The organism is Chitinophaga sp. YR627, from assembly GCF_900114995.1.
Classification (GTDB): Bacteria; Bacteroidota; Bacteroidia; order Chitinophagales; family Chitinophagaceae; genus Chitinophaga.
The window spans coordinates 407351-432206 of the sequence record NZ_FOUX01000003.1 but is presented as its reverse complement, the minus strand read 5'-3'; the positions used below and the strand labels follow the sequence as shown (position 1 = coordinate 432206).

The window sequence follows — 24856 nt, the reverse complement described above, 5'->3', positions numbered from 1 at the left end:
TAGCCACTTATATGCTCACTGGTATTATCGGTTAAGATTAAGTTCCTAGGATATGAGGGACTGGTGATAACTATCATAAGCTTTCCCAGGAGGATTTGATGAATATGATAGAAGTGTTTCTCACAATCAGAGCAGTAACTTTATGATGTGAGTTTATTCAAGAATAGCTCTTTTCCCTAAAGGTTGAGCGTGTAAAAATTCTCCTGGTGCTAACGCATCTTAAGATGGTATCTACCCAAAACATTCTTGATTTGTGGAGATAATTTATTCATTGGTAAGGATAATGCAGACCAGTCGATCAACTTCTTCAGGTATATTAAATTTCGTTTCAGACCTTTCCAGGTATTGCATAACATCCCGAGAAAAGTATATTAGATGGTAGAATCGTATGAACTTTTTCTCCTGAACAAAAGCAAGGATGAGAAGGATGAGATTAAATGATTATAACTATCTCTCAAAAGATGTAAGACGACTTCACATCCTTTGGTCAAATATAAAACACATAGATCAATGGCCAATTCGAAAATAATGGTGCGAAAACCAATAAATAATAACTATGATCCACATCTCCTCACACGATTATAAAGTTTTTTACAACACAGAAATGTCTGCCATATCCATATTAGGAACATTGAAGAAAGGAAAAAATAAATATCTACCAACCAGGCAACCCACATTATCTCATCCTCTATAAAATCAGTTGGCCGGCTTTATAAGCAGCAGGTTTAAGGTGGAGACTCGGGCCTTAGCCCTTTGAGATCCCTACACGATTGACTAATATTTAATAGCATTCCAATAGCCACCACGATTGACAACGCCCAATAGCATTCCTCGAAAAAGGGCATCAGCCCGGGTCCCACCTTAAACCGAATGCAAAAGCCCAAGATTTTAGCAATGTAGTTCTCCCGATCTTATACCCACAGCACAGAAAGAACAGCAATAAAATCAGATAGACAAACCTTCCCCTTATCAATTATAAAATCAGTTAGCCGGCTTTATAAGCAGCAGGTTTAAGGTGGAGACTCGGGCCTTAGCCCTTTGAGATTCCCTACACGATCGACTAATGTTTAATAGCATTCCAATAGCCAACAAGATTGACAACGCTCAATAGCATTCCTCGAAAAAGGGCATCAGCCCGGGTCCCACCTTAAACCGAATGCAAAAGCCCAAGATTTTAGAAATGTAGTTCTCCCGATCTTATACCTACAGCACAGAAAGAACAGCAATAAAATCAGATAGACAAACCTTCCCCTTATCAATTATAAAATCAGTTAGCCGGCTTTATAAGCAGCAGGTTTAAGGTGGAGACTCGGGCCTTAGCCCTTTGAGATTCCCTACACGATCGACTAATGTTTAATAGCATTCCAATAGCCAACAAGATTGACAACGCTCAATAGCATTCCTCGAAAAAGGGCATCAGCCCGGGTCCCACCTTAAACCGAATGCAGATGCCCAGGACTTTAAAAAACTAACACCCCATATTTTAAAGGTAAAGTCACCTGAACTAACCTTCCTCTAGAAGTGCAGCGAATAAAGGGCTGATATATCGCTACCAGGTAAGAGTACAAGCTGACCTAAATACCCTTTAAATCTGAGAGAGAAAGAATAAAAACTATGGAGCACAATAATAAAATTCAGCAAACCCAATGGACTAATTCGGAGCAAACACATACCACCTAAAAGCACAAAACCGGATCTGAACGATCCGGTTTTGCAAAATGTTCCACGTGGAACATCTCAATATTTTCTCAGCCAAAGTATCTCTCAAGACACTGATTTTCCATTTGTCTCATCTTAGCAGATTGATCTTTTGTCTTGTCTTTATAACCACAAAGATGAAGCGCACCATGAAAAATGACCCGATGCAATTCCTGCTCTTCAGTCACTTTGAACTTCTCTGCATTCTCCCGAACACGATCAATGCTAATATAAATTTCCCCTTCAGTCACATCAGGGTCCTCTCCCATTTCGAACGTAACAATATCGGTAAGCGTATCATGCTGCAGAAATTGCTGATTAATTTCTAAAAGGTATTCATCACTACAAAAAACATATTGCATACTTTTCATCCCCTGACCCTCCTGCGCAAATAAGTCCTTTATGAATGCCTTCAGCTTCGTCTTATTCTTAAGATTTACTTTCACCTCATGCGCAGTAAAATTGATTGCCATACCTCGAACTTGTTTTTGTAATTGATTGAGAATGTAAAAATATGGTGAAATTTCGGATTACACCTCCCCTGTCTTTGTTCGATTGAGTGTCAGCCAGTACCTTTGTTGCATCACTTAGTAAGAGATACAATTTTGTCACCTGCTAAGATCGAAACACTTCAGGCATTAAAGATTAAATTACAACGGATGAAAAAAGGAGTGATTAAATTGTCTTCCCTCGCTATTGGAAAAAGTGCCGTTATCACATCTTTTGAAAAAGATGATTTGCACCTTAAGTTAATGGAAATGGGTTGTGTACCCGGTGAAACAGTGAAAATAGAAAAGATCGCCCCACTCGGAGATCCTATTTCAATCATGGTAGCCGGCTATAATCTTTCCCTCCGTAAAACAGAAGCAGACTATATATGGGTCGAAGAATTGGTCTAATAGAAAATCCGAATGATACACTTCACTCAAATGAGCTAATAAACTAAATGTATCATTCGGATTCTTCTTGCTCACTTTTATATCCTTCAGATTGTTCTTATTAATCCCTCCTCATTTAACAATAGTTGAACTATACTTCTTCTCCCTTGATCCTTCATTCATTAATGTAAGACGAACGTAGAAGAAGGCCACTCAGACCAATAAACAGGTCCTCAATTAGCATATAATCCCTTCATTATACCAGGTGCACCTTACAATATCAATCACTATATCTGCCCTAATCGGCCTCCCTTTCATAATTCGCACAACTATACTCCTATAGTATTACAATCAGGCTTAAATGGCTTAAAAAGGGCCTTTCCATAATAAGAGTGGTGTAACTATGTAAATGGGATGCAAAATCCCGTGAACAAATGGAATTGAAATAGAAAAAAAGAAAAAATTTCAGGAAAATGTGGATAGTTGCTGTGTAAAAAACGCGTCGGAGAGATCTTATGAGCTAAAAACAAAAAAATGTGGAAAACGAGCGCTATAAAAGCCATCCAAATCTGAAAAAGAAAAATTTTTAGAGAAAAATGATTGCTTTTCCACATTTATGAAGCTGGAAAATTGAAAATTAAAAGATTCCAAAGATCTCTACATCAGTTTTCAAAAAGAATGGTGAGTTTTTGTGGATAAAGCATCCTTGTGTTTAGTATGAACAAGAAATTTTCGAGAAAAAACAAAAAAATAAAAAATTTTGAGACCCTTTTCCACATTTCAGAAGGAAAATAATTGATTTTATGTTTTTTGAGATCTATCTCACCTTTTTATTCACATTATCCAGGCTGTTTTCAGTGGATAAGACCAGTTATTAGATTTCCGAAAGAAAAAAATTGAAGAAATTTTTCTGAAAAAAGAAAAATTGACCCTGTTTTCCACATCGAAATTTATAAAACGGCAGATTTTCTCCCGAAAAACAAAAATAATGTGGATATCACCCCAACTTTTTTCCATTTTCACTAACCAACTGCAAGTTATCCACCAAAATCCGCGCGGCAATTATTAAAAACAAAAAAATTTACGAGAAATCCACATTGTTTTGAAAAAGAAAGGCTTTATAGCTTCAATAGATCATCAAAACCTTGTGGATACCTACGAGTTTGATGACTTCCAACATAATCTCAGCGCCTTAGTCACATAGCTCAGCATAAAAAAATTGATTTGTCATCATTACTAACCAGGTTTTCCCCAATCTCCGGCGAATGAAAAAAATGAAGCCCCTATATTTTCAATGAAACGGAAATATACGTGGATACCCACATGAAAAAATTTCCGTTAAAACTATAGCCTGTTCACGAAGCTCAAGAGAATCAGGCCATTGATGAATAGTCCAGTCATAAAATTTCCATCGCAACTACAAGCGACTCAAAATCAAACAGCTCACAATTCTGCCCAAATTGAAATATTCGTGGTTACCCACAGCTATTTTCAATGATCGCATTCTCAGCGCCTTCATCAAACCGCTGAGAATTAACTCATATTGGCAACTCCCCGTTTACACAAAATCCGTTCAAACCATAAGGCCCTCATTTCTGAAGGCGCCATATTTTCCATAAAAAAGATATTCACGTAGATACCCACAGTATTTACAGCTCGTTGAATTCTTAAGCTGTTCACTAAAGCCGTGAGAATCAAACGATCTTTATAATCCCCCGACTCCAAAATCTCACCTCACCTATAAGCCCTTCATTTCTGAAGCGCTCCTGTTTTTCACAAAAAATTAAAACCCGTGGATACCCACGGGTTCTAAAACTCATTCAAGCTATAAGCGTTTCATGAAAGCGCTGAGAATTAAACGATCCCTACAACTCCCCGGTTCCAAATTTTCACTTTAACTATAAGCCGCTCAAAATTAAATGGCCCATATTTGCAATCAATCGCAAAATTCCGTGGTACCCCACAGGATTTTGGCTTCATCGCAACCACGAGCCGTTCAAAATAAAGGCCTCAGAATTGAATCGATCTTATACACACCCGTTTTTACAATTTCATCGTAAGCATAACGCCTTCAAAAATGAAGGCGTTCTCGTTTCAATAAAATCTCAATTCCTGTAGGTACCCACAGGATATCCACATCTATGAAAAGCTCAAAGCCTTCAAAATAAAGCGCTTAGAATTTATTGTTTTATAGCAATTCACATAATGTGAATTTCATCGCAGCTATAAGGCGTTCAAAAATGAAACGCTCATAATTTTAGTGAACTTCAAATTTCCGTAGTCCCCTACAGCATTTTCAAGTTCACTGAAGCCATAAAGCCTTCGCAAAAAGCGCTGAGAACCTCTCAAACTGACCTCTTACCCTGATGAACACATCTATTGCAGGGATAAGGCCTTCCCAAATGAAGGCTCTGAGAATCGTTCAGAATGCAAAATACCGTAGGGGGGTACAGCATTTTTGTGAATATTTGATCTATAAGCGGTAGGAAAAACGAATGCTATAGCAGATAATAGCTCGTATAAGGGGCTGAAACGACCTGAAGCAAGCTGCCCATAAGCCCTTTGTGGGCATAAAAAAGGCCTGATTAGCATGCTAACCAGGCCATAATATGATAAATTAGACCAAAATTAAGTTATAAACCGTTGTTTTTCAGAGATTTATCTACAATCCGTAGTGTGCGGAGATCTCTAACATCCTTTCAATCGGTTTTTTCGCTGCGATACGCAATTGTTCGTTCATTGTGATCTCAGGTTCTTCGAATTCCATACACAGATACAACTTTTCCAAAGTATTCAACTTCATATGTGGGCAATCATTGCATGCACATGCATTATTCGGCGGAGCTGGAATGAAAGTCTTCGAAGGATTTTCTTTTTGCATCTGGTGAAGAATACCGGTTTCGGTTACCACGATGTATTCCTTCGCATCGTCTTTTTTGGAAAAGTTCAGTAAGCCGGTGGTCGATCCGATGTAGTCTGCAATTTCCAGAACAGCTGCTTCACACTCCGGATGCGCTATCACCTTGGCTTTCGGGTGACGGATCTTCAATTTTGTTATTTTTTCCAGGGAGAAGATCTCGTGGACCATGCATGCACCATTCCACAACAACATGTCCCTACCCGTTTTTTTGGACAAATAAGCCCCTAAATTCCTGTCGGGGGCAAAAATGATCGGCTGATCCCTGGGAACGCTCTCGATGATCTTTTCGGCGTTAGAAGACGTGCAGATGATATCGCTGAGCGCTTTGATACCCGCCGAGCAGTTAATGTAGGAAATAACCAGGTGGTCAGGGTGCTTTTCCTTGAATTTTCTGAAAAGTTCCGGGGGAGCACTATCGGCCAGTGAACAACCCGCTTTGAGATCCGGCAGTAAAACCTTTTTCTGCGGACTCAGAATTTTTGCCGTTTCGGCCATAAAGTGCACACCGGCAAAAACGATAATGTCGGCATCCGTTTTTGCTGCCTGCTGACTTAGGCCCAAACTGTCCCCGATGTAGTCGGCCACATCCTGAATATCTGGTTCCTGGTAATAGTGCGCCAGGACGATCGCGTTTTTTTCTTTCTTCAATCTTTCGATTTCCGCAAAAAGATCAAGACGTACATCGACCGGTAAGTCGAGGTACCCTTTTTTTTGAAGTTCGCTTTTAGCAATTTCGAGCTCCCTCATCATAATTATATATCTAGTTATTTTTTTAAAAAAAGAAAAACCCACTACTATTAGGGCTGTGAATATGTGAAAACAAATTTTGACCGTCGTGTACAAATGTAGTTGTTATTCTTTTTGCCTCGGCTATCCACAGCAAATTAACAGTCGAGATTGGCCATAGTCCTGAAAAACCCTATTTTAATCCACACCCGTGGATATCGTTTTCCGTGAATAATTTCTTAGCGGTACCTGTATTAAGAAAATGTTAATAGTGGGGTAAAACAATCCCCAAAAATCCACTTTTGCGAACCGGACCATTTTCTTCCGAAATAACAAAATTAGTTTTCAGGTACCCGAAGTAGGGTTTTTAAGAAGATATTGGACAACTTTTGCCGGTTTTTTAACAGCCAATGTGGATAAACTACAACTAAAAAGTTATCACAGGTTGAATTTGCTTTTTTAGCTTTACATGAATCTTTTTACACAATTTTATGTGAATGAAGATTTTGCCTGCCTGTGAATTGTGAATAACCAAACACATGTTTTCTGAGCAGCCGTTTTCCTGAAATAATGGTCTGTAGCCGTATTAAAAAATCCCTGGGTCCAACAAACAACCTGGTACAAAAATCATGACAAATGTGGATAACCTGTGAATGACCTCTGAACCAAAATTCACCATAATATGGCGCAAACCCTTTACTGTATTGGGTTTTGGCCAATAAAAACCTTTTTGTAGTTACAGTTATTTTATTATATTTTTGCTTTCCTTAAAAAATTTAGACTATATAATATATGTCAGTTATTCAGAAGATCAGGGATAAATATGCTGTGGTGATCGTAGTAGTGATCTGCCTGGCTATTGTTAGTTTCCTGTTGCAAGACGCCTTTTTCGGCAAAAACTCCCTTATTCGCCGCTCCACAACTGTTGGTAAAGTAAATGGCAAGGAACTCGAATTCACCGAGTATCAGCAAATGATTAAAAATGCTGAGGACAGAATGCGCATGTCTAACGGCGCTCTGAACGAACAAATCACTCAGCAGGCCCGTGAATCTGCGTGGACTAAATTCCTCAGCGATAACATCCTGACCGCTCAGTACGAAAAACTGGGTCTGGCTGTTACCGAAGAAGAAATCAAAGACCAGTTCACCGGTAAAAATCCTAGTCCTATTATTACTCAGCAGTTCACTGATGAGAAAACCGGACAGTTTGACCGCGCACGTATGCAACAGGTGCTCGCCAGCATCAGCCAGGATAAAACCGGTCAGATGCGCGCAGGACTCCTCCAGCTGGAAGAATACATCGCCCAGTCAAGAGTATCTGAGAAATATCTTTCCCTGATCAAACAGGCCGTATATTATCCTAAATGGTTAGCTGAAAAGCAAATCCAGGATAACGCACAGACAGCATCTATATCTTATGTATCTGTTCCATACGCCTCTATCGCTGACTCCACTGTTAAAGTGTCTGACAGCGAACTGAATAGCTTCATCAGCAGTCATAAAGAACTGTTCAAGGTAGAAGAATCCCGTAAAGTTGATTACCTCGCTTTCAACGTAATCCCTTCTGCTGCTGATACCGCTGCTACCCTGAAAGTTCTGGTAGATGCAAAACAGGAACTGGACACTATCAGCAATAACGATATCGCTGCCTTCATCAATCGTAACTCTGACCTGCCTTATTATGATAGTTATGTATCTAAAAGCGCACTGATGGTTCCGCAGAAGGATACCCTGGTAACTTTACCAGTTGGCGCCGTATTCGGTCCTTATTATGATAATAACCTGATCGTTTATGCTAAAATGATCGATCGTAAAACTTTACCGGATAGCGTTAAAGTACGTCATATATTAATTGCTACGCAGAATCAGCAAGGCGGTGGCTTACCTGATTCCCTGGCTAAAGTTCGTATCGACAGCATCGAAAGAGCTGTGAATGGTGGTGCTGACTTCAAAGCCCTGGTTGAACAGTATACTGATGACGTTAGAAGCAAACCTACCGGTGGTGAATATGATGTAACTCCATCTACCGACTTCCTGAAAGAATTCAAAGATTTTGCACTGGAAAAAGGTAAAGGCGCCAGAGGTGTAGTGAAAACTGCTGCTGGTTACCACCTGATCGAAGTAATGGAACAGAAAAATATCGGTACTGCAGTGAAACTGGCTTACCTCGCTAAACCAGTATCTCCAAGCCGCGAAACTGATAGCAGAGCTTACGCTGAAGCAAATGAATTCGCTTCTAAAAACCGCGACGCTAAAACTTTCGAAAAAACTATCCAGGAAAAAGGTCTTAACAAACGTATCGCTGACAACCTCCGTCCTATGGATTTCGTAATCCCAGGTATCGGTCAGGCACGTGAACTCGTTCGTTGGGCTTATGATTCTGATAAAGGTGCTGTAAGTAACGTATTCACTTTCGACAATACTTACGTAGTAGCTGTACTGACTGCCGTTCGTGCTGAAGGTACTGCTCCACTGGAAGATGTGAGACCTTCTGTTGAAGCTGAAGTAAGAAAACAGAAGAAAGCTGCACAGATCATCGAAAAGATCAAATCTCCGGCTTCCCTGGCTGACGTATCAAAAGCAACCAACCAGCCAGAACAGAAAGCTGATGGTATTGGCTTCGGTACACCATTCGTTGCCAGCATGGGCTTTGAACCACGCGTAGTAGGTGCTGCTTTCAATAAAACATGGGGTACCGCTAAAGTTACCGCTCCAATCGAAGGTAATGCTGGTGTGTATGTACTGAAAGTTGATAGCTACCAGCCTGGTCAGGGTGGTCAGGATCCTGCAAGTGTTAGCCGTGCTTATGAACAAAGCATGCTGTCTGCGCTCGATGGCCAGTTATTCACAGTGCTGAAAAAACTGAGCAAAATCGAAGACAACCGCAGCAAATTCTTTTAAGGAATCTTCAATAACTGATTATAACAAAAGCCCCGGGTCAAAAGCCCGGGGTTTTTTGTTGATAAACCCTATACATCGAAAATGATCAATTAGTTCCGGATCGTAGCTTCATTTTTTAGTAAATTTGTAAAAAGTGATTTACTATGGAAGAGATTGTAAATAAGGTAGCACAGAGTGGAATCATTACACTGGATCTGGAAGATTACTATCCAAAGGAAGAATTAGTGCCGTTTGATCTGAAACCCTACCTCTTTATGGAGATGATCCTGAAAGAGAAAGACTTCCGTACCAAATTACAGGAACTTGACTGGGAACAGTTCCGCAATAAAAATGTCGCCATTTTCTGCTCCGCAGATGCCGTTATACCTTTCTGGGCTTATATGCTCGTGATGACTTACCTCGAGTCAGTTGCGAACTTTGCAGCTTTCGGTGATACAAAGCAGGTACACCAGACGCAATTCATGAAAAGTCTGGGGGCTATTGATGTGAACGAATACGTGGATAAACGTGTCGTTATCAAAGGTTGTGGGGATAAAGGCGCCGGCGAAGCGGCCTATGTGGAAATCACCCGTTTACTGAAACCGGTGGTAAAAAGTCTGATGTACGGTGAACCCTGCTCCACCGTACCTATTTATAAAAAGAAGTAATCCTAGAACCAGCGTTTCTTCTTAAATAACAGAATCATTGCGATCAGCATTACCAGCATGAACCCCATGGTGTAGTAATACCCATTCCTGGTATGCAGCTCCGGCATATTGTCAAAGTTCATCCCGTAGATACCGGCGATGAAGGTCAGCGGTGCCATAATGGTAGTTACCACCGCCAGTACCTTCATGATCTCATTCATCTTAAGATTGAGCTGGGTATGATAAAGATCCTGTACGTTGAGTATCATATCGCGGTAGTTCTCCGAAAGGTCATTGGCCTGGATGATATGATCGTATACGTCTTTGAAATATTTGGTCGTCCGCTCCTCCAGCAGATCGCTGTCACTTTTCAGAAATCCGTTTACCAGCTCTCTTACCGGTGCAATCGCCCGTTTGAACAGCAGTAATTCCTTCCGCAGGAAGTTTATTCTGGCCTGTGCCCGGGTATTGGCCTGGTGCTGTACGGCATCTTCCATCAACTCGATCCTTTCCCCCAGTTTCTCTATAATAAGATAATAACTATCCACAATGGTATCTATCAGTGAATAACAGAGATAATCTGCTCCTACTGAACGCATACGTGAGTTATTGATGCGTAGTTTCTCTCTTACATGATTGAACACATCTTTTTCCACCTCTTCCTGGAAGGAGATAACGAAATTTTTTCCCAACACGATACTAACCTGTTCCTGGTCAACGGTACAGTTCTCCGCATTGAAATACATCATAGGTAACAGGCAGAAGAGGTGATCTCCGATCTCATCCATCTTGGCCCGCTGTCCAACGCTCATAATATCATCCTCCAGCAGGATGTGAATACCCAGTTCAATACAGATCCTGTGTACGGTCTCTTTATTGATGCCATCCACATTGATCCACACCGTATTCTTACTATCAATATGTTTAAAGATCTCATCTACCTCGGTTCCGGCTAAAGTCACTTCTTCAAAATGTGTATTACTATAATTGAAGATGGTGATCTTCTCACAAACAGACGGTTTCCTGGTCAGCGGACCGGTCACCGGATTGTAGTTCATCAACCGTTGTTTCCTGGCCTTAAAAGGGTTCAGTGTTTCCAATACATCCTGAATGGGCTGGATGGGTATTATTCTATTTGACCTTGGCATTTATGGACTGATTTATGCTGCGCTATTTTAAAGTTAACTTAAAATAGGCGTAACGCTTATTTAACACGTTGTCTTTATCTTGGCTAACAATAAGACTACCTACAACTGTCACATAATAATGATTATCAGGGATAACTGCTCCGCTTGTTAGCCAACCCGCCGGTAATGCCATGCTATTATGCTGACATCAGTTTATATAGATAAAAATAGAACGCTTTAAATAACTGGTGAAATAAAAGGTGTATGCGTGTATTAATTTTTGTGATTGCCACTTTATTGATTGCCATTTGTGCATTTAGTATCTACGAATGCCGGCAGAAACCTGGAGCTCCTTCTCAGAACGTGCTGTCCTGGTATGTACCTGGTGTAAACAAACTGAAAACAAAAGTGGATAACTTATGTAATACCCTGGCTACCCATCAGTCGCCGGTAGCAGTACAACAGGCTTTTTGTGAGTCCAGACTGGCTTACAAGGAGATAGAAGTGCTCGCAGAATATTTTAATCCGTTTACGGTACAACTGATCAACGGTAAAGGAGATGATACCACTGTTAATAAAGAAGGCAAAGCATTTCAGCAATTAGAACGTCTTTTATATCCTTCATTACAGGTAGCAGATACACAGATGGCTTATGTGGAAGCCCGTAAACTGGCAGCTGCCGTAAATACACTGGCACAGGAAAATGAACGCCCCGCTCCTACAGATGCACAGATATTTGACGCGATGCGACTGGAATTAGTGAGGATCATTTCACTGGGTATCAGCGGTTTTGATTCTCCGGAAGCATGTGAGAGTATGAAAGAAGCTGCTGCTTCGCTGGAAGGCGTAAGGCAGTTGTGGAATCTGTATGCAGATCGTGTGAATATCTACAATCCCGGACTTGTAAAGTATACTGAAGAACTGATGACAGCAGCTTCACAGCAATTGTCCCATGGTGATCGTCTTCATTTCAACAGACAGTTGTTCATTACCGATTACATGAATCATCTGTCTATCAATTTCAAACTGTCAAGAGAAGCCCTGTCTATTCCTTATGATGATGATACTTATGTACTGGACCCTGCAGCTTCCAATATTTTCGCAAGAAATGCTGTACACCCTTTATATGTAGCTGCGGATGCGATAGAGGATTCGACTGGCACTAATGATCCTTTGTATGAAATAAACGGACAACAATTCAGGGCGAGTTATATGTACAACTTATTACAGCAGAATGGTGCATTGAATACAGTAGCTGCCGGAAACTGATAAAAGAGAGAACTGCCGGTGAAGAACTCACCGGCAGCAGATTGGCTATTTAAGACTAGGATATGGAAGACGATGTAATAATGTTGTGGTCAGCGATAGCAGACCGCGCAAAAAATAAACTCCGCAAAAGTTCACGAAGCTAAATATGCTGTACAAATAAGGGAATTAATAGAGATTGGATATATAACAATAACTCAGCTTTCTCTCACATTACTTTACATTCACAAAAAACCATTGCAGTAACCTCTGATCTAAATATGCATTCTCAGAAGCGGTATAAGCAAGTGTCGCGTCTTTTAATGAGAATAAGGTAAAACTGATTGCGATGCAAGTAACATTAGCCGTATAATAATTCCAAAAAAAATAGAACAATCTGCTTATAAATGTGAGTTAAATGAGTAATCTGAACATTACTCTGAGTAAATAATGCACAGCGGGTAAATTGATGTTCATACACATATACGCATAGACCTCTCTGCTGGCGGCGCTTTTCCATTAGGAACCGTTTTTGTTGTTATAGATAGTAGTCCGAACAAGTACTATTACCTAAAAAACCATAAAACGGAAAGATTATGGAAAACAAACTCAGTAATAAGAAGGTCGCCATTCTTGTGGCTGACGGCTTTGAAGAAGTAGAATTTACACAGCCACGGGAAGCGTTGCAGGAAGCAGGTGCACAGATAGATGTGATATCGCTGCATGATGGACAGGTAAAGGCCTGGGCTGAAAAAGACTGGGGTAATACTTATCCTGTTGATAAAACAGTCAGTCAGGTAGATGCGAAAGATTATGATGCACTGGTATTGCCAGGTGGTGTAATGAATCCTGATCACCTGAGAGAAAATCAGGACGCAGTTAATTTTGTTTCCGGCTTTTTTGATGATAGTAAACCAATTGCAGCCATCTGTCACGGTCCATGGACATTGATAGAAACAGGTGAACTAAAAGGCAGAACGGTTACTTCTTACCCTTCCCTGAAAACAGATCTGACAAATGCAGGCGCTAACTGGGTAGACCAGGAAGTAGTGGTGGATAATGGACTGGTGACCAGTCGTAATCCAAACGACTTACCGGCCTTCTGCAGGAAGATGGTGGAAGAGATAGGTGAAGGTGTACACGCCTGAAAAATTTGAGGTTTCCAATAAAAAGAAAAGGCGATACTGCAATGAGTATCGCCTTTTTTTTTATGTGTATGTCTTTGTTTATTTCTTCTTCTTGTATTTTACTTCCACGGGTGCTACACCAGTTGTAAGCATGCCAATTCGTTTAGCTGCTTTCTTAGAGAGATCAATTACCCTGCCTTCAGCAAATGGTCCGCGGTCATTGATACGCACTTTTACGGAGCGTCCGTTTGATACGTTGATAACAGTCACTTTGGTGCCGAATGGCAATGTGCGATGTGCTGCTGTCAATCCTCCCTGTCTGAATACTTCCCCACTGGCAGTTTTACGGCCTTCAAACTTGTCAGCATAATAAGATGCCTTTCCTGTTTCTGTGATCTTCCTGCTGCACGAGGCTAATAAAAATAATGTGCTGAGCAGGAGCATTATGTTGCGTGTATATTTCATTGTCATCATAGGTCATTTTTAAAAAAAGGGCGGGGTACGCCCGCCCAAGGTAAAAAAATCAGAAAGGATATCCAATCGCAATATTCAGAATGAGATTTTCTTTTCGCCAGTCAGGATCGCCAAACTTAACATCTTTTATGACCCATCTTTCATCAGAAGGCAGCCATGGTTTACGTAGCGGGAATGCGAGGTCCAGGCGCACGACTATAATAGAGGCATCTACACGAAGACCGGCGCCTGCATCCACCGCTATCTGATTGCCAAAGGTGCTGGCCTTGAACTTACTACCTGGTTTAGTTGGTACGTCCTGTTTGAGCCAGATATTACCGGCATCGATGAATATAGCTGCATTGAAGATGCCGGTCAGCTTCGCACGCAATTCAGAGTTGTATTCCAGTCTGATATCTCCTGCTTCATTTGCCAGGTATTGACTGGTAGTATCCCTGTAGGAACCTGGTCCCAGTGTTCTGGCACGGAAGCCTCGAAGACTGCTACTACCGCCTATAAAGTATTGTTTTACAAAAGGTAGTGTAGTAGAGTTGCCATATGGGATACCAAAACCGGCATACAGACGATTCACCCAGGTTAGTTTCCGATTCAGCTTCCAGTAGTGACGCAGATCGGCTGTCAACCTAACATATTGGGCAAAGGGAGCGCCGATGATCTTTCTGGCGGTATCTTTTTTCGGTATGATCAGTCCTGCCAGATTACCGGAATAATCCAGGTCACCATTCAGGTAGAAACTATGCACACGGTTGTCCGCCTGGTTGTTGAAAGTGATACTATAATTACCTCCAAGGATGAACTGCTTTTCAATGGCTGCCCGCTGACTTGGATCATTGCGTAGAATACTATCATAACCAGCTGTCGTGCTGGTTGGTAGTACATAAGTGATGGCTATTGGCGACCACTTATGTTCCAGGTATTGCGTTTGCCGCCAGATATACTGGAACTGGAAAGAATAGGCGTTCAGGTTATACAGCTGGCTACGGCTGAACAGCTCATAACTCAGGCTGATACGGGTACGGGGTACGTAAGGAGTCTTCACATTAAAATTGAACAAAGGCTGCCAGAAACGTGGGATAGTTACGGCAGCTTCTGCTTTAAGATTATAAGAATTACCTCCTCTTAGCGTCGTATTGTTAGCCGTGGTGCGTCCTCCAACCTGCCATTCCAGACCACCTGATAAAGTGAGCTCCAACAGGTTTGCTGCGTGAAGCCAGTTACGGTTGCGTGCAGTGATCCTCAGTTCGGAACCGGCAAAGTTGTTTGATTTAGAGGTACCTCTTAACTCCGCGGATAAGCTTCTTCGCGGATAAGGGGTCAGGAAGAAGCTGGCATTCAGCCTGGAACTGTCTCCTCTTACAGTGCGGAACTGTCCTTTTACAAATTTGAAAGTACCCAGGTCAGTCAGACGGCGAAGTGTTGTATTGTGATCTGTTAATCTGTACAGACTATCTGGTTTCAGAAATACAGAACGGTCAAACACACTAGGTCTGAATTTCTTAGTGGAGTCGACGATCCTTATATGATTGTATTGTACTGGTGTTCCCCTGCGACTTAGTGAGTCATTATCAAGGGAGTAGTTAGGATACAATGTGATGTTCTTCATCCTGTACTGCTTGCGCGCGGCAACAGGCGTTTCGTCTTTGACCTTCAGATAAAGGTCTACCATGCCATTGTTGGTACTATCCACTTCTATCAGCAGGTGATCAGGTGTGAAGTAATAGTATCCCTGCTCCTTTAATATACTATGTACGCGATTTCGTTCTGCAACGACACTATCCAGCCGGTAAGGACGGTTCAGTTTGAGGGAACTTCCCTCCTTTGCGGCCGCTACTGCTTTACCCAGAGCGCTGCTATCGGTTTCAAAGGTTACACTTTTGATACGATAGCGGTGATTAGGCGTAGTGGTATAAGTAATGGATGCTTTTTTCTTTCCGCTGTTTTTGATTTCGGAAACGACTGTTGCCTGAAAGAAACCATTATCTACAAGATATTGTTCCAGCACATTAGCGGTATAGTCAGGCTTTGCGCTGCTTAACAATACAGGCGGTTCTCCCAATTTTTTTCTCAGCAGGTAATTCAGCCCTTTGCCTTTGGGTTCATTACCAAGGTTATACAACCAGAGTCTGATAGGCATCCCGGCAAATTTCCGATTGGGTTTAGGTCTTGTACGGCTGCTCATTTCAGCGGTAAGCGTACTATAGTCCCGCGGTTTCTTTCCCTCCCATTTCACCGAGGCGCCAGTATACAAGCGGTCGTTCTCAGGGACGGTCCTGGTTGTGCTACAGGCACAGATGCACAGGGTAACCAGTGCTGCAGCAACAGTGGATGATATATGGCTGTATCCTTTGATCATTTTATTTTTTGGTCACGGTTTTCTTATTGCGGAGTTTTTCTGCTTTCTTTTGAGATTTAGCTCTGTGGAATATTTCACGGAACTCGTCATAGTCCATGATCAATGCAAAGGCAACACCTGTTTCTACAACCTGTCCTTCAATCACGGTGCTGTTGTCATTACGCTGATATACTCTTACGCGATAGCGTCCGTCTCTTGTAAGTTTATATTCGATGGAAATATCACCTACCAGAGATGATGGATTCGCCTGGTTCTCACCCTGTAGCATCACATTGGAACCAACGGAAACCGACAATCTTTCATTGAATAGCTGTTTGGAGGCGCCTACTTTAAGGTTAGTCGTTTCCTGTTCGGTACCTGTTGAATAATCCTGTCTTGACTCCAGGTCGAAGTTCAGGTCCACTCCTTTAATCAGGTTGCCTGCCAGGTTATTCATCTGTTGTGACAATATCTTGCTAACACTCTGACGGGCCATATTACTTACACCGAAATCTCCGCTACCACCACCATCGCCAGCCAGCGGATCTTCAGGAATGAAGCTATTGAGAACCAGTAAGCCCATCACCTGTTTATTCAGTTCAGAGGGTATCTGATTGATTTGTTTCAGGCGGTTGTATACACTTCCACTGAATGCGTTCTGCTCAGCTTCCGGCATATCCAGTTCAAAGGATATTTCCGGTTTCATCATCTGGCCTTTAATACGGAGGTATACATAGAAAGGCAGTTTCTGCCGATATCGGTTCCTGTCGATTTCTGACATATTTGAAAGCTGGTCCTGTACCAGGTCAGCCGCAGTCGCATTGACGGTATATTTGGCTGTGATATTCAGGTCGGCATCCATGGCGTCTCCACTGAAAGTGATCGTACTTCCTTTTTCAATGCTGAAAGAACGTTTGATGAGCTGGTTGAGGGACATTTCATATTTACCCTCGGAAATCTCATAACGACCGGTCAGACTCATTTTCTGGCTGGCATCCAGGGTCGCATTGATACTTGCGGTACCCTGCGCCTGTACATAATCACCGTTGACAGGGTCGATGATGATCTTGATAATTGATTCCGGTGTAATCTCTGCGTTTCCGGAGAGGTTAATGCCTTTCAGGCGTGGGTTCTGGAAGCGAAGACTGTCTGCTGCCCTGATCATAGCAGAATCTATCGGGTTCGATTTGTCAACAAATACCATCACCCCTTCCCTGTTGGCTACGCCTGGTTCTTCGGATGGCAGGGTGATCGTCACTTTGGATTTTTCTTTGAGTTTTACATTGGCATCTACTCTTGGGAGGTCCATATTTCCTCTTACGGAGATACGTGTATCAATGAACGCGGGGCCATAATATAATTGATCAGGATTTTGTTGTTCACCCAGTACCATGAAGTTATCTGAGTTCACGGTGAGGTTGAAATTATAATTGGTAAAATCCCTTGTATTAACACGGCCGTTTACAACCATTTCATTGCCCAGGCTATCCGCTACCACAAACTGGTTGAATTGTATGCCTCTGTCGTCCAGCAGAATGTTTTCATCCGGCAGGGTAAGCGGTGTTCCCACATAGGTGATCGTACCGCCCGCATTATTGAAATGGATGTTACCCAATACTTTAGGTTTGTCGGTTGTGCCGGTAACTGTGAACTTACCATCTGCGCTACCGTGCATACGGCTTACATTTCCGAAGGTAAAGGCCTCGATAGACGCCATATTCAGATTATTGATATTCACAGTTGCGTTGATCGTAGAATCATAAGAACCGTCCACCTTTACGTCATTCTCATTACCTGTGAGATTTGCTGCCAGTTTATACTGTCCCGGCTGAGGCGTCTCAATATTTGCATTCAGCGTACCAACAGAGGTACCTCTAAATACCAGGGAGTCTATTTTTAACTGGCTCTTTACCAGTGGAGATTTGTCAAGATTGCTCACATTTGCTTCTGCATTCAGGATACCGTTCGCGAGCAGTGTATCTGCTGAGAGCAGCGCGGTGATCGTGGATAACTTGAAATCTTTGATTGTTGCTTTCAGCGGAGGTAATGTTCCCTGACTGCTATCTCTCAATGTTTGTACCTGTATGGATTGGTTCTGATAAGAGAGGGTCATCTGTGCGGTATCCGGACCGCCATTTACGAGGCGGATATGATTACCTTCATCTACTTTCCATTGCTGTTTGTTGAGCAGCAGGTCTGTTTTCAGGGAAAGGTCCATCGCGTTGGCGGGCAGGAAAGTCACATAGCCACCCAGCTTGTATTTAGGGTTCCTTTTGATATCATCCAGTAAAAGATCCCAGTCTACCTTACCTGCCAGCGCGCTGGCTTTCAATTGTGTATGATTCAGCGGGGCGATCGGATGATAGAGACTGGCCATATCCACTTCTGCTTTCAGCGAGGTGTCGACGATCTGTGCTGTGATATTCACACTGTCTACCCTGACAGAGTCGTAGGTCAGTTTCAGCAGAGAGGCATTCATGGCGATCAGACTACTGTCTGTATTCAGACGGCCGGTAATCAGCAATGGTTGTTCCATCCGCAGACCAGGCAGCATATTTTTCAGACTGCGTGGCCATGAGATAGCGGCATTCCACTGTAATAGCTGACCCGGAGGCAGTTGTACGAGTTTGGCGCTATCATATGGTTGTAAAGGTTTGTTGATCAGTTGTCCGAATGCACTTCCTACCTGGGTATAATCTACCTGTCCGTTGACATGTATAAATCCGAACGGACCTTCCAGTGAGAGATTTTGCTGGTCAGTATATTTAGCGGTCAGTGCGATGGTGTCAATCGGGAATACCTGTCCGTTTGTAGCGATCTGCCAGCCATTGAGGAAGGCATTACCTTCCAGCCTTTTTGGATCCAGGCTGCTGAAGTCAGCGGTCAGATTACCTTTCAGCATTAATGGGTCTGCATACCAGTTGGTGGCATACAGATCGGCTTTATCCATCTGCAGATTGGCCTGTAAAGAACTGATACTGGTATCATTGAGCGTCGCATTGACGTCAAAGTTCATGGTAATGCTGGTATCGGTGGTCTGGCCTTCCGCATGCAACTGCTGTTTGTTGATATCGCCGCTGACATTGATACCATGGTAGGTATAACCGTTGTAGGTGGCTTCGTCCAGATTGGCCGCCGCTTTGGCGATCATGCCGGGGAAAGTATATCCCTGTCCGCTTGCCTGCATTCTTCCGCTGATCCATCCCATTGTTGTATCATACATCAGTATGCCCGGGTTGACCCTGAAGGAAGGTACATTCACATCATAACGGGCACGGATGCTGTCGGTGATATTAACAAGGTGTGCGGCGAGACGGGCATTGGCAGAACTACTGGTCAGTTGTAACTGTGTTTTGAGGTCCTGCATGCCACCCAGCACATTACCAGTGATGATCAGGTGTTCCGGTAATCTGGGGGTATCCGGCATGGTACCCGGAGGTAACCATGATCTTAATGGTTTGTTGCCGGACTCGATGTATACAGATGGCAGATTCGCAGAAAAATGATCCGGATCGGTGGCGTGGGCTATTTCTCCGTTGGCGCGTATGCGGTTACCTTTATTATCAACGATCCGCAGCGTTTCGATAATGAGTTTACCGATGCTGCCTTTTATATCGGCAGTGACGTCTATCTCTTTGTCCCACAATGGTTTCATTGATGGGTTCTTACGGGAGTCAGGCACAAAAGGTAACCACTCTCCCAGTGTGATGTGAGAAGAATCGATATCAGCCCTGAGCTGCATCAGGTCCATATTTTCTGACATGGTTTCCCAGGACGGTACTGTTACGGCTATATGTTTGCGCAGCAGGCTTTTGTTGGTCTGGAAGAACATATTCCGGAGGGCCAGTGATTGTGGGGTGAAGAGCACATCGAAGCGGCCCTCTTTCACGGCAAAGCCGGATTTTTCTTTGACTTCCAGTTTATTAAGTACCGCTTTGATCGTATCTGGTTTGTATACGATGCTGGAAACGGCCGTATTGAAGTTGTAAAGGAACAGGTGGTTATAGTCCGGATCTGTGCCGGCTCCTCTTGGCGCAGGCGCCGTATTGTTATCGAATTTGACGTCTACATGTTCCAGTTCTGCCTTGGTCGCCAGCACTTTCCATGTATTTGGAGCGCTGCTATCTGCCGGAGACGGTGCAGAAGTATCTTTTGCTGCGGATAGTGTGAATACCCCTGCAACGTTGCCCATTTTCAATCCACCCAGCTGTACGAGGGTAGAATCCATATCAATATTTGAGTTCAGCAGTTGCAGATTACCGATGCGCCATACGGTGGATATACCGCTGGCCTGATCAGCATACAGGAAGGAGCTGTTCTTTATCTGTAATTTTTTAAGCAGCAGGTGAAAGGGCGTGCTGGCAGTATCTGCCGGAGTTGGCGGCGGCGCTGCAGATGTGCGTGTTTTCGGGAGATAGTCCTGTGTGTATAATCCTTTCAGCCCGTCTACTTCTATACCCCGGAAGGCGTATAGACCTTCGTCCAGCAGGAGGTCATCCGGATCCACATGTAATGACTGTAGAAAGATGACGGCATTCATCCCTGTTGCTGCATCCGCGAAGTGCAAACGTATTTTAGAGAGGCTTACATCTTTGATGTGGAATTGCAGGGTGGTACCTGTCTCTGCGGAGACGGTATCCGGGATGCTATCTTTTGTAACGAACGCATCCACAATGAACTGATAGTTATAGGCACTGTCTCCCTGGTTACGGTATACATTGACCAGTACGGAATCCCATTCCAGTCCGTTTACCTGTAACTCATTGTTGAGAAATGCCAACAGATTGTACCTGACTTTCAGGGAGCCTGAATAGAGCAATGCTTTGGAGGTGGTATCAGCCACATACACATCCCGGAGTTCGAGGTATTGCCATCCACGCATCCGTAAATAGCCGATGCGCACGTCGGTATGGAGTTTCTTTTTCAGGTACTGTTCTCCCTGCCGGCGGATAAAGTCCTGCACGGGTTCCAGTTGCAAAAGTAACACTGCCATAACAGGGAGTATCAGCAGGACGACAAGCGCCCACAATAACCACCGCCACCAGGGACGACCATGATGTTTTTCTTCGTTTGTAGATTGATCTGTCACTATGAAAAAGGTTACTTACAGTAAATTCCTGAAATAAAACGCTTTAGGGCCATTCTGGTTTACAGGGTTAAACAAACAAATACTATACCTGCTGAGTCGGAAAAGGATAAAAAAAGCGTCCTGTTACTCACAAGACGCTATAAATTTAAAAAGCTGTATATCAATTTCATTGATGGAATATCACCAAATAGGCGTATTCCGCTTGTTGAATTTCTGCACGTAATATACCAGTCTGCTCTTATTCTGCTTGTCCTCATTGAACTCACGGAGCAAGGTGGTATCCTGCGGAAGGATGTAACGGCGCAGATTAAACAGCGTCAGATCATATACGTCGCCGGTAACCAGATTAAGTACTCTTTTATCTGCCGCTGGCGGTGGGGTATTTTCGAAGACCATTCCTCCGGTGGCTCTGTTGACCGGTACAGAAGTGATCGCGCTGATGCGGTAAATGCAATAGTAGCCGATCTCTTCCAGTTTATTCAGGCCATTATCTTTAATATAGATAACTGTTCCGTCGGAATATCCCCAGAACTTTTTGACTTTCTGTTCTTTGCCTGTAGAATCAACGATCCTGAGTTCATTGGGGGCGGATAGCAGATAGACCTGTGCTGCCGGCGTTTTATTTTTCACGACCAGGTTTCCGGTAATGGAAGGCGTATTTGCCCTGAATTCCTGGAATGTTTTATAAATGCCTTTTTTGTACTGGTGCGTATCGTAAACTGTATTGCCTACCTGAGCGGAAGTGTTATGCAAGATAGCTGTGCATAACATGAATAAAAGTGCCAACTGCCTCATAGTGAACAAATGTACTGTTTTTAGGGAAGGCATTTGTTAGTTCGCCAGCACGTTTTGTCTTTTCAGATCGATCACGATGGCTTTCCTGATCTTTTTGAACACGGCTGTTTTCCCAAACTTCGATTCGACGGTCAGGCGACTAAACCAGAGGGTGGTGGTATTCTCCAGCAGAGACAGATCGAGGTCATTCCGGTAGTAGCTTGCTTTTACACGGCGTGCTGGTACTAATGGAGCCATTAATAAAACTTCTGCTGCGGATGCGCTACCAATACGGGTCTCTTTTGTCACTACAATGGCAAGAGGACTCAACTGAAAGATGGCATCATGTTCCCAGGTTTTTGCTTTCTGCAAAGCAGATTTCACATCAGTTTTAGTTTTATCGCCCAGGTACTCATATTTACATTCGATCTCCATTTCTTTGAAAGCTTTAACAAGCTCCTGTCCAATGGCATCGATGAAAGCACGTGCCGGCAAGTTGCCTTCGCCGACGATGAGGATCTTATGGAAATGTCTGGCGCTGTCAGCAGATAAGGGCTGTTCTACCGGGTTCAGCATGACTTCCTCGGTCTGCGCATGGGCTTGGAGGAAAGAGAATGCTGTTAACAGCAATAATAATAATCTCATAGGTCGTTATAATAGCGATGATACTCTGGGTATCAGAGATATAGACGGGAATTATATTTTCCCGCCTACTACATTTTGTTTCTTCAGATCGTGCATGATGCCTTTCGCGACACGGCGGTAGATACCTTCCTCTGCGCCTTCGTAGGAGGCAGAAAGTTTGGCAGACCAAACGAGTTCTATAGCGTCAGTCAGTGTGATATTAAAAACGTTGATCAGTACATTACGTAACCCTGCTCCCGAACCTGGTCCAGGCATACTATTGGCGTATACTCTTTTGACCATTATTTCTTCAGACTGGCTTGGTTTCAGGCGCATGACAGCGTCCGGATTCCATGTCTTTGCGGTCTCTAATGCACGGTTGACGTCTGTTTTGGCGGGATCGCCGAGGTATTCATATTTACATTCGATCTTCTGGTCTTTGAAATATTTTGTGAGTTCCTGTGCGAGGTTTTGGGCATACATGCGTACCTGCATATTGCCTTCTGCCACGATCAGGATCTTCTGGTAATGTTTCGCTGTATCCAGCTTGTCTTCAACAGATTCGAGATTATAACCGGCTTTGCCTCTGAACTGGGAAAACGCCGGGAGTACGAATAATACGGTAATAATGGACAGTAAAAATGCTCTCATGGGTAAATGGTAAAGGGACACAAAATTTGCATTCAAATATAAATACAAATTTGAGAGGGCGCGTGGGACCGGCAGAAGGGAAAACAAAAGGCCGGGTAAAAACCCGGCCCGGCTGAAGGTTACAACAAAATCTAAACCTGCTTATGAGATTCTTTAGATTATAACTTGATCTGAAGGAATGGCTATTTACACAGCCATTGCCTGCAGAGAATGATCTTTACTTTCAAGTTGTGATGCACCCATCAGAAACTCATCCACTTTTCTGGCGCATTCACGACCTTCACTAATAGCCCATACTACCAGGGACTGACCACGGCGCATGTCGCCTGCGGCAAATACCTTGGAGATGGAGGTCTGGAAGGCTTTCTCACCTGCTTTCACGTTACCACGCTCGTCTCTGTCCACACCCAGTTCATCCAGCAAGCCGGTATGCTGCGGGTGTAAGAAACCCATCGCGAGGAAAGCCAGTTCGCAAGGGATCTCCTGTTCGGAACCTGGTACTTCTTTGAAGCTGCCTGGTCTGCCGTCCGGACCCAATGCCCATTCAAGCTTCACTATTTTCAATCCTTTCAGATTTCCGTTTTCGTCGCCTACGAATTCTTTTGTGCCGATGGCCCATTCACGGGTAGCACCTTCTTCATGTGAGGAAGAGGTTTTCAGTACCATTGGGTAAGTTGGCCAGGGCATATACGCAGTACGCTCACCTGGTGGTTTTGGCAACAGTTCCAGCTGCGTAACACCGATTGCGCCATGGCGGTTGGAAGTACCAACACAGTCAGAGCCGGTATCACCACCACCGATCACTATCACGTTCTTACCACTTGCCAGGATGTCCTCTCCTTCTACTTCAAGGTTGCCTACGCGTTTGTTCTGCTGTTTCAGGAAGTCCATTGCATAGTGAACACCTTTCAGCTGACGGCCAGGGATACCCAGGTCGCGCGGAATGGTAGAACCACCAGCCAGTACGATCGCATTGTATTCACGCAGCAGATCATTTACACCGACATTCACACCTACGTTCGCGTTACACTGGAATACGACGCCCTCTTCTTCCATCAGTTTTATACGACGGTCGATCACCCATTTCTCCAGTTTGAAGTCAGGGATACCGTAGCGCAGCAGACCACCTGGCGCATCGTCTCTTTCGAAGACGGTTACGCTGTGACCAGCATAGTTCAGCTGTGCAGCGGCAGCCAGCCCCGCAGGACCAGAACCGATAACAGCCACCTTCTTGCCGGTGCGTAATCTTGGTGTTTTAGCCTGTACCAGGCCTTTGTCGAATGCGATCTCGATAATGTGGCGCTCGATCTCTTCGATTGCCACAGGAGGCTGATTGATACCCAGTACGCAGGCGCTTTCACACGGAGCAGGACAGATACGGCCTGTGAATTCCGGGAAGTTGTTGGTACTGGTTAATATATCGTATGCTTCTTTCCAGTCTTTATGATACACCGCATCGTTGAATTCAGGGATCACATTACCCAGGGGGCAACCGCTGTGGCAGAATGGAACGCCGCAGTTCATGCAGCGCGCAGACTGTTCATTCAGCTTTGATTCTGAAAACTTCTCTACGAATTCATTATAGTGTTGGACTCTTTCCTTTGCAGGAGATTTGCCCGGCAGCTCCCGGGTAAATTCCAGGAATCCTGTTGGTTTGCCCATTT

The 24856-nt window shown here is 43.5% G+C and carries 15 protein-coding genes; 5 read left to right on the top strand and 10 right to left on the bottom strand.

The window, feature by feature from the left end:
- Positions 1-1748 precede the first annotated feature (1748 nt).
- Positions 1749-2171: an rRNA maturation RNase YbeY gene (gene ybeY, locus BMZ72_RS17170; RefSeq protein ID WP_089810482.1), complete on the bottom strand. Its 423-nt coding sequence runs from the start codon at positions 2169-2171 to the stop codon at positions 1749-1751.
- Positions 2172-2357: 186 nt separating this feature from the next.
- On the opposite strand from ybeY, the gene BMZ72_RS17165 reads away from it, so the two are divergent.
- The gene (locus BMZ72_RS17165; RefSeq protein ID WP_089810480.1) at positions 2358-2597 is read left to right on the top strand and encodes a FeoA family protein; all 240 of its coding nucleotides are present in this window, start codon (positions 2358-2360) and stop codon (positions 2595-2597) included.
- A 2641-nt stretch (positions 2598-5238) separates the two neighbouring features.
- On the opposite strand, the gene nadA is transcribed toward BMZ72_RS17165, so the two are convergent.
- The gene (gene nadA / locus BMZ72_RS17160; protein WP_089811589.1) at positions 5239-6243 is read right to left on the bottom strand and encodes a quinolinate synthase NadA; all 1005 of its coding nucleotides are present in this window, start codon (positions 6241-6243) and stop codon (positions 5239-5241) included.
- A 771-nt stretch (positions 6244-7014) separates the two neighbouring features.
- Between nadA and BMZ72_RS17155 the strand changes: the two genes are divergently transcribed.
- Positions 7015-9123, top strand: a complete 2109-nt coding sequence (locus BMZ72_RS17155; RefSeq protein WP_089810478.1) for a peptidylprolyl isomerase — start codon at positions 7015-7017, stop codon at positions 9121-9123.
- Between the two features lie 143 nt (positions 9124-9266).
- Complete coding sequence (locus BMZ72_RS17150) at positions 9267-9770, top strand: DUF2480 family protein (RefSeq protein ID WP_089810476.1); 504 nt, start codon at positions 9267-9269, stop codon at positions 9768-9770.
- A gap of 2 nt (positions 9771-9772) precedes the next feature.
- Here BMZ72_RS17150 and corA read toward each other — a convergent pair whose 3' ends face one another.
- On the bottom strand, positions 9773-10897 hold the full coding sequence (gene corA / locus BMZ72_RS17145; protein WP_089810474.1) for a magnesium/cobalt transporter CorA: 1125 nt from the start codon (positions 10895-10897) through the stop codon (positions 9773-9775).
- Between the two features lie 243 nt (positions 10898-11140).
- On the opposite strand from corA, the gene BMZ72_RS17140 reads away from it, so the two are divergent.
- Both BMZ72_RS17140 and BMZ72_RS17135 read left to right on the top strand, forming a co-directional pair.
- Positions 11141-12145, top strand: a complete 1005-nt coding sequence (locus BMZ72_RS17140; protein WP_089810472.1) for a hypothetical protein — start codon at positions 11141-11143, stop codon at positions 12143-12145.
- Between the two features lie 572 nt (positions 12146-12717).
- The gene (locus BMZ72_RS17135; RefSeq protein ID WP_089810470.1) at positions 12718-13269 is read left to right on the top strand and encodes a type 1 glutamine amidotransferase domain-containing protein; all 552 of its coding nucleotides are present in this window, start codon (positions 12718-12720) and stop codon (positions 13267-13269) included.
- 78 nt (positions 13270-13347) lie between these two features.
- Here BMZ72_RS17135 and BMZ72_RS17130 read toward each other — a convergent pair whose 3' ends face one another.
- The 7 genes from BMZ72_RS17130 to BMZ72_RS17100 form a co-directional block, all read right to left on the bottom strand.
- Positions 13348-13722, bottom strand: a complete 375-nt coding sequence (locus tag BMZ72_RS17130) for a septal ring lytic transglycosylase RlpA family protein (RefSeq protein ID WP_089810468.1) — start codon at positions 13720-13722, stop codon at positions 13348-13350.
- A 49-nt stretch (positions 13723-13771) separates the two neighbouring features.
- The gene (locus BMZ72_RS17125; RefSeq protein WP_089810467.1) at positions 13772-16075 is read right to left on the bottom strand and encodes a translocation and assembly module lipoprotein TamL; all 2304 of its coding nucleotides are present in this window, start codon (positions 16073-16075) and stop codon (positions 13772-13774) included.
- Position 16076: 1 nt separating this feature from the next.
- On the bottom strand, positions 16077-21143 hold the full coding sequence (locus BMZ72_RS17120) for a translocation/assembly module TamB domain-containing protein (RefSeq protein ID WP_143087719.1): 5067 nt from the start codon (positions 21141-21143) through the stop codon (positions 16077-16079).
- Positions 21144-21323: 180 nt separating this feature from the next.
- On the bottom strand, positions 21324-21896 hold the full coding sequence (locus BMZ72_RS17115) for a hypothetical protein (protein WP_143087718.1): 573 nt from the start codon (positions 21894-21896) through the stop codon (positions 21324-21326).
- Between the two features lie 78 nt (positions 21897-21974).
- A complete protein-coding gene (locus tag BMZ72_RS17110; protein ID WP_089810461.1) occupies positions 21975-22562 on the bottom strand; it encodes a hypothetical protein in 588 nt (195 codons plus the stop codon).
- A gap of 51 nt (positions 22563-22613) precedes the next feature.
- The gene (locus BMZ72_RS17105; protein WP_089810460.1) at positions 22614-23192 is read right to left on the bottom strand and encodes a hypothetical protein; all 579 of its coding nucleotides are present in this window, start codon (positions 23190-23192) and stop codon (positions 22614-22616) included.
- A 186-nt stretch (positions 23193-23378) separates the two neighbouring features.
- Positions 23379-24854 carry a glutamate synthase subunit beta gene (locus BMZ72_RS17100; RefSeq protein WP_089810458.1) on the bottom strand — a complete coding sequence of 492 codons (1476 nt, stop codon included), beginning with the start codon at positions 24852-24854 and terminating at the stop codon, positions 23379-23381.
- Positions 24855-24856 lie beyond the last annotated feature (2 nt).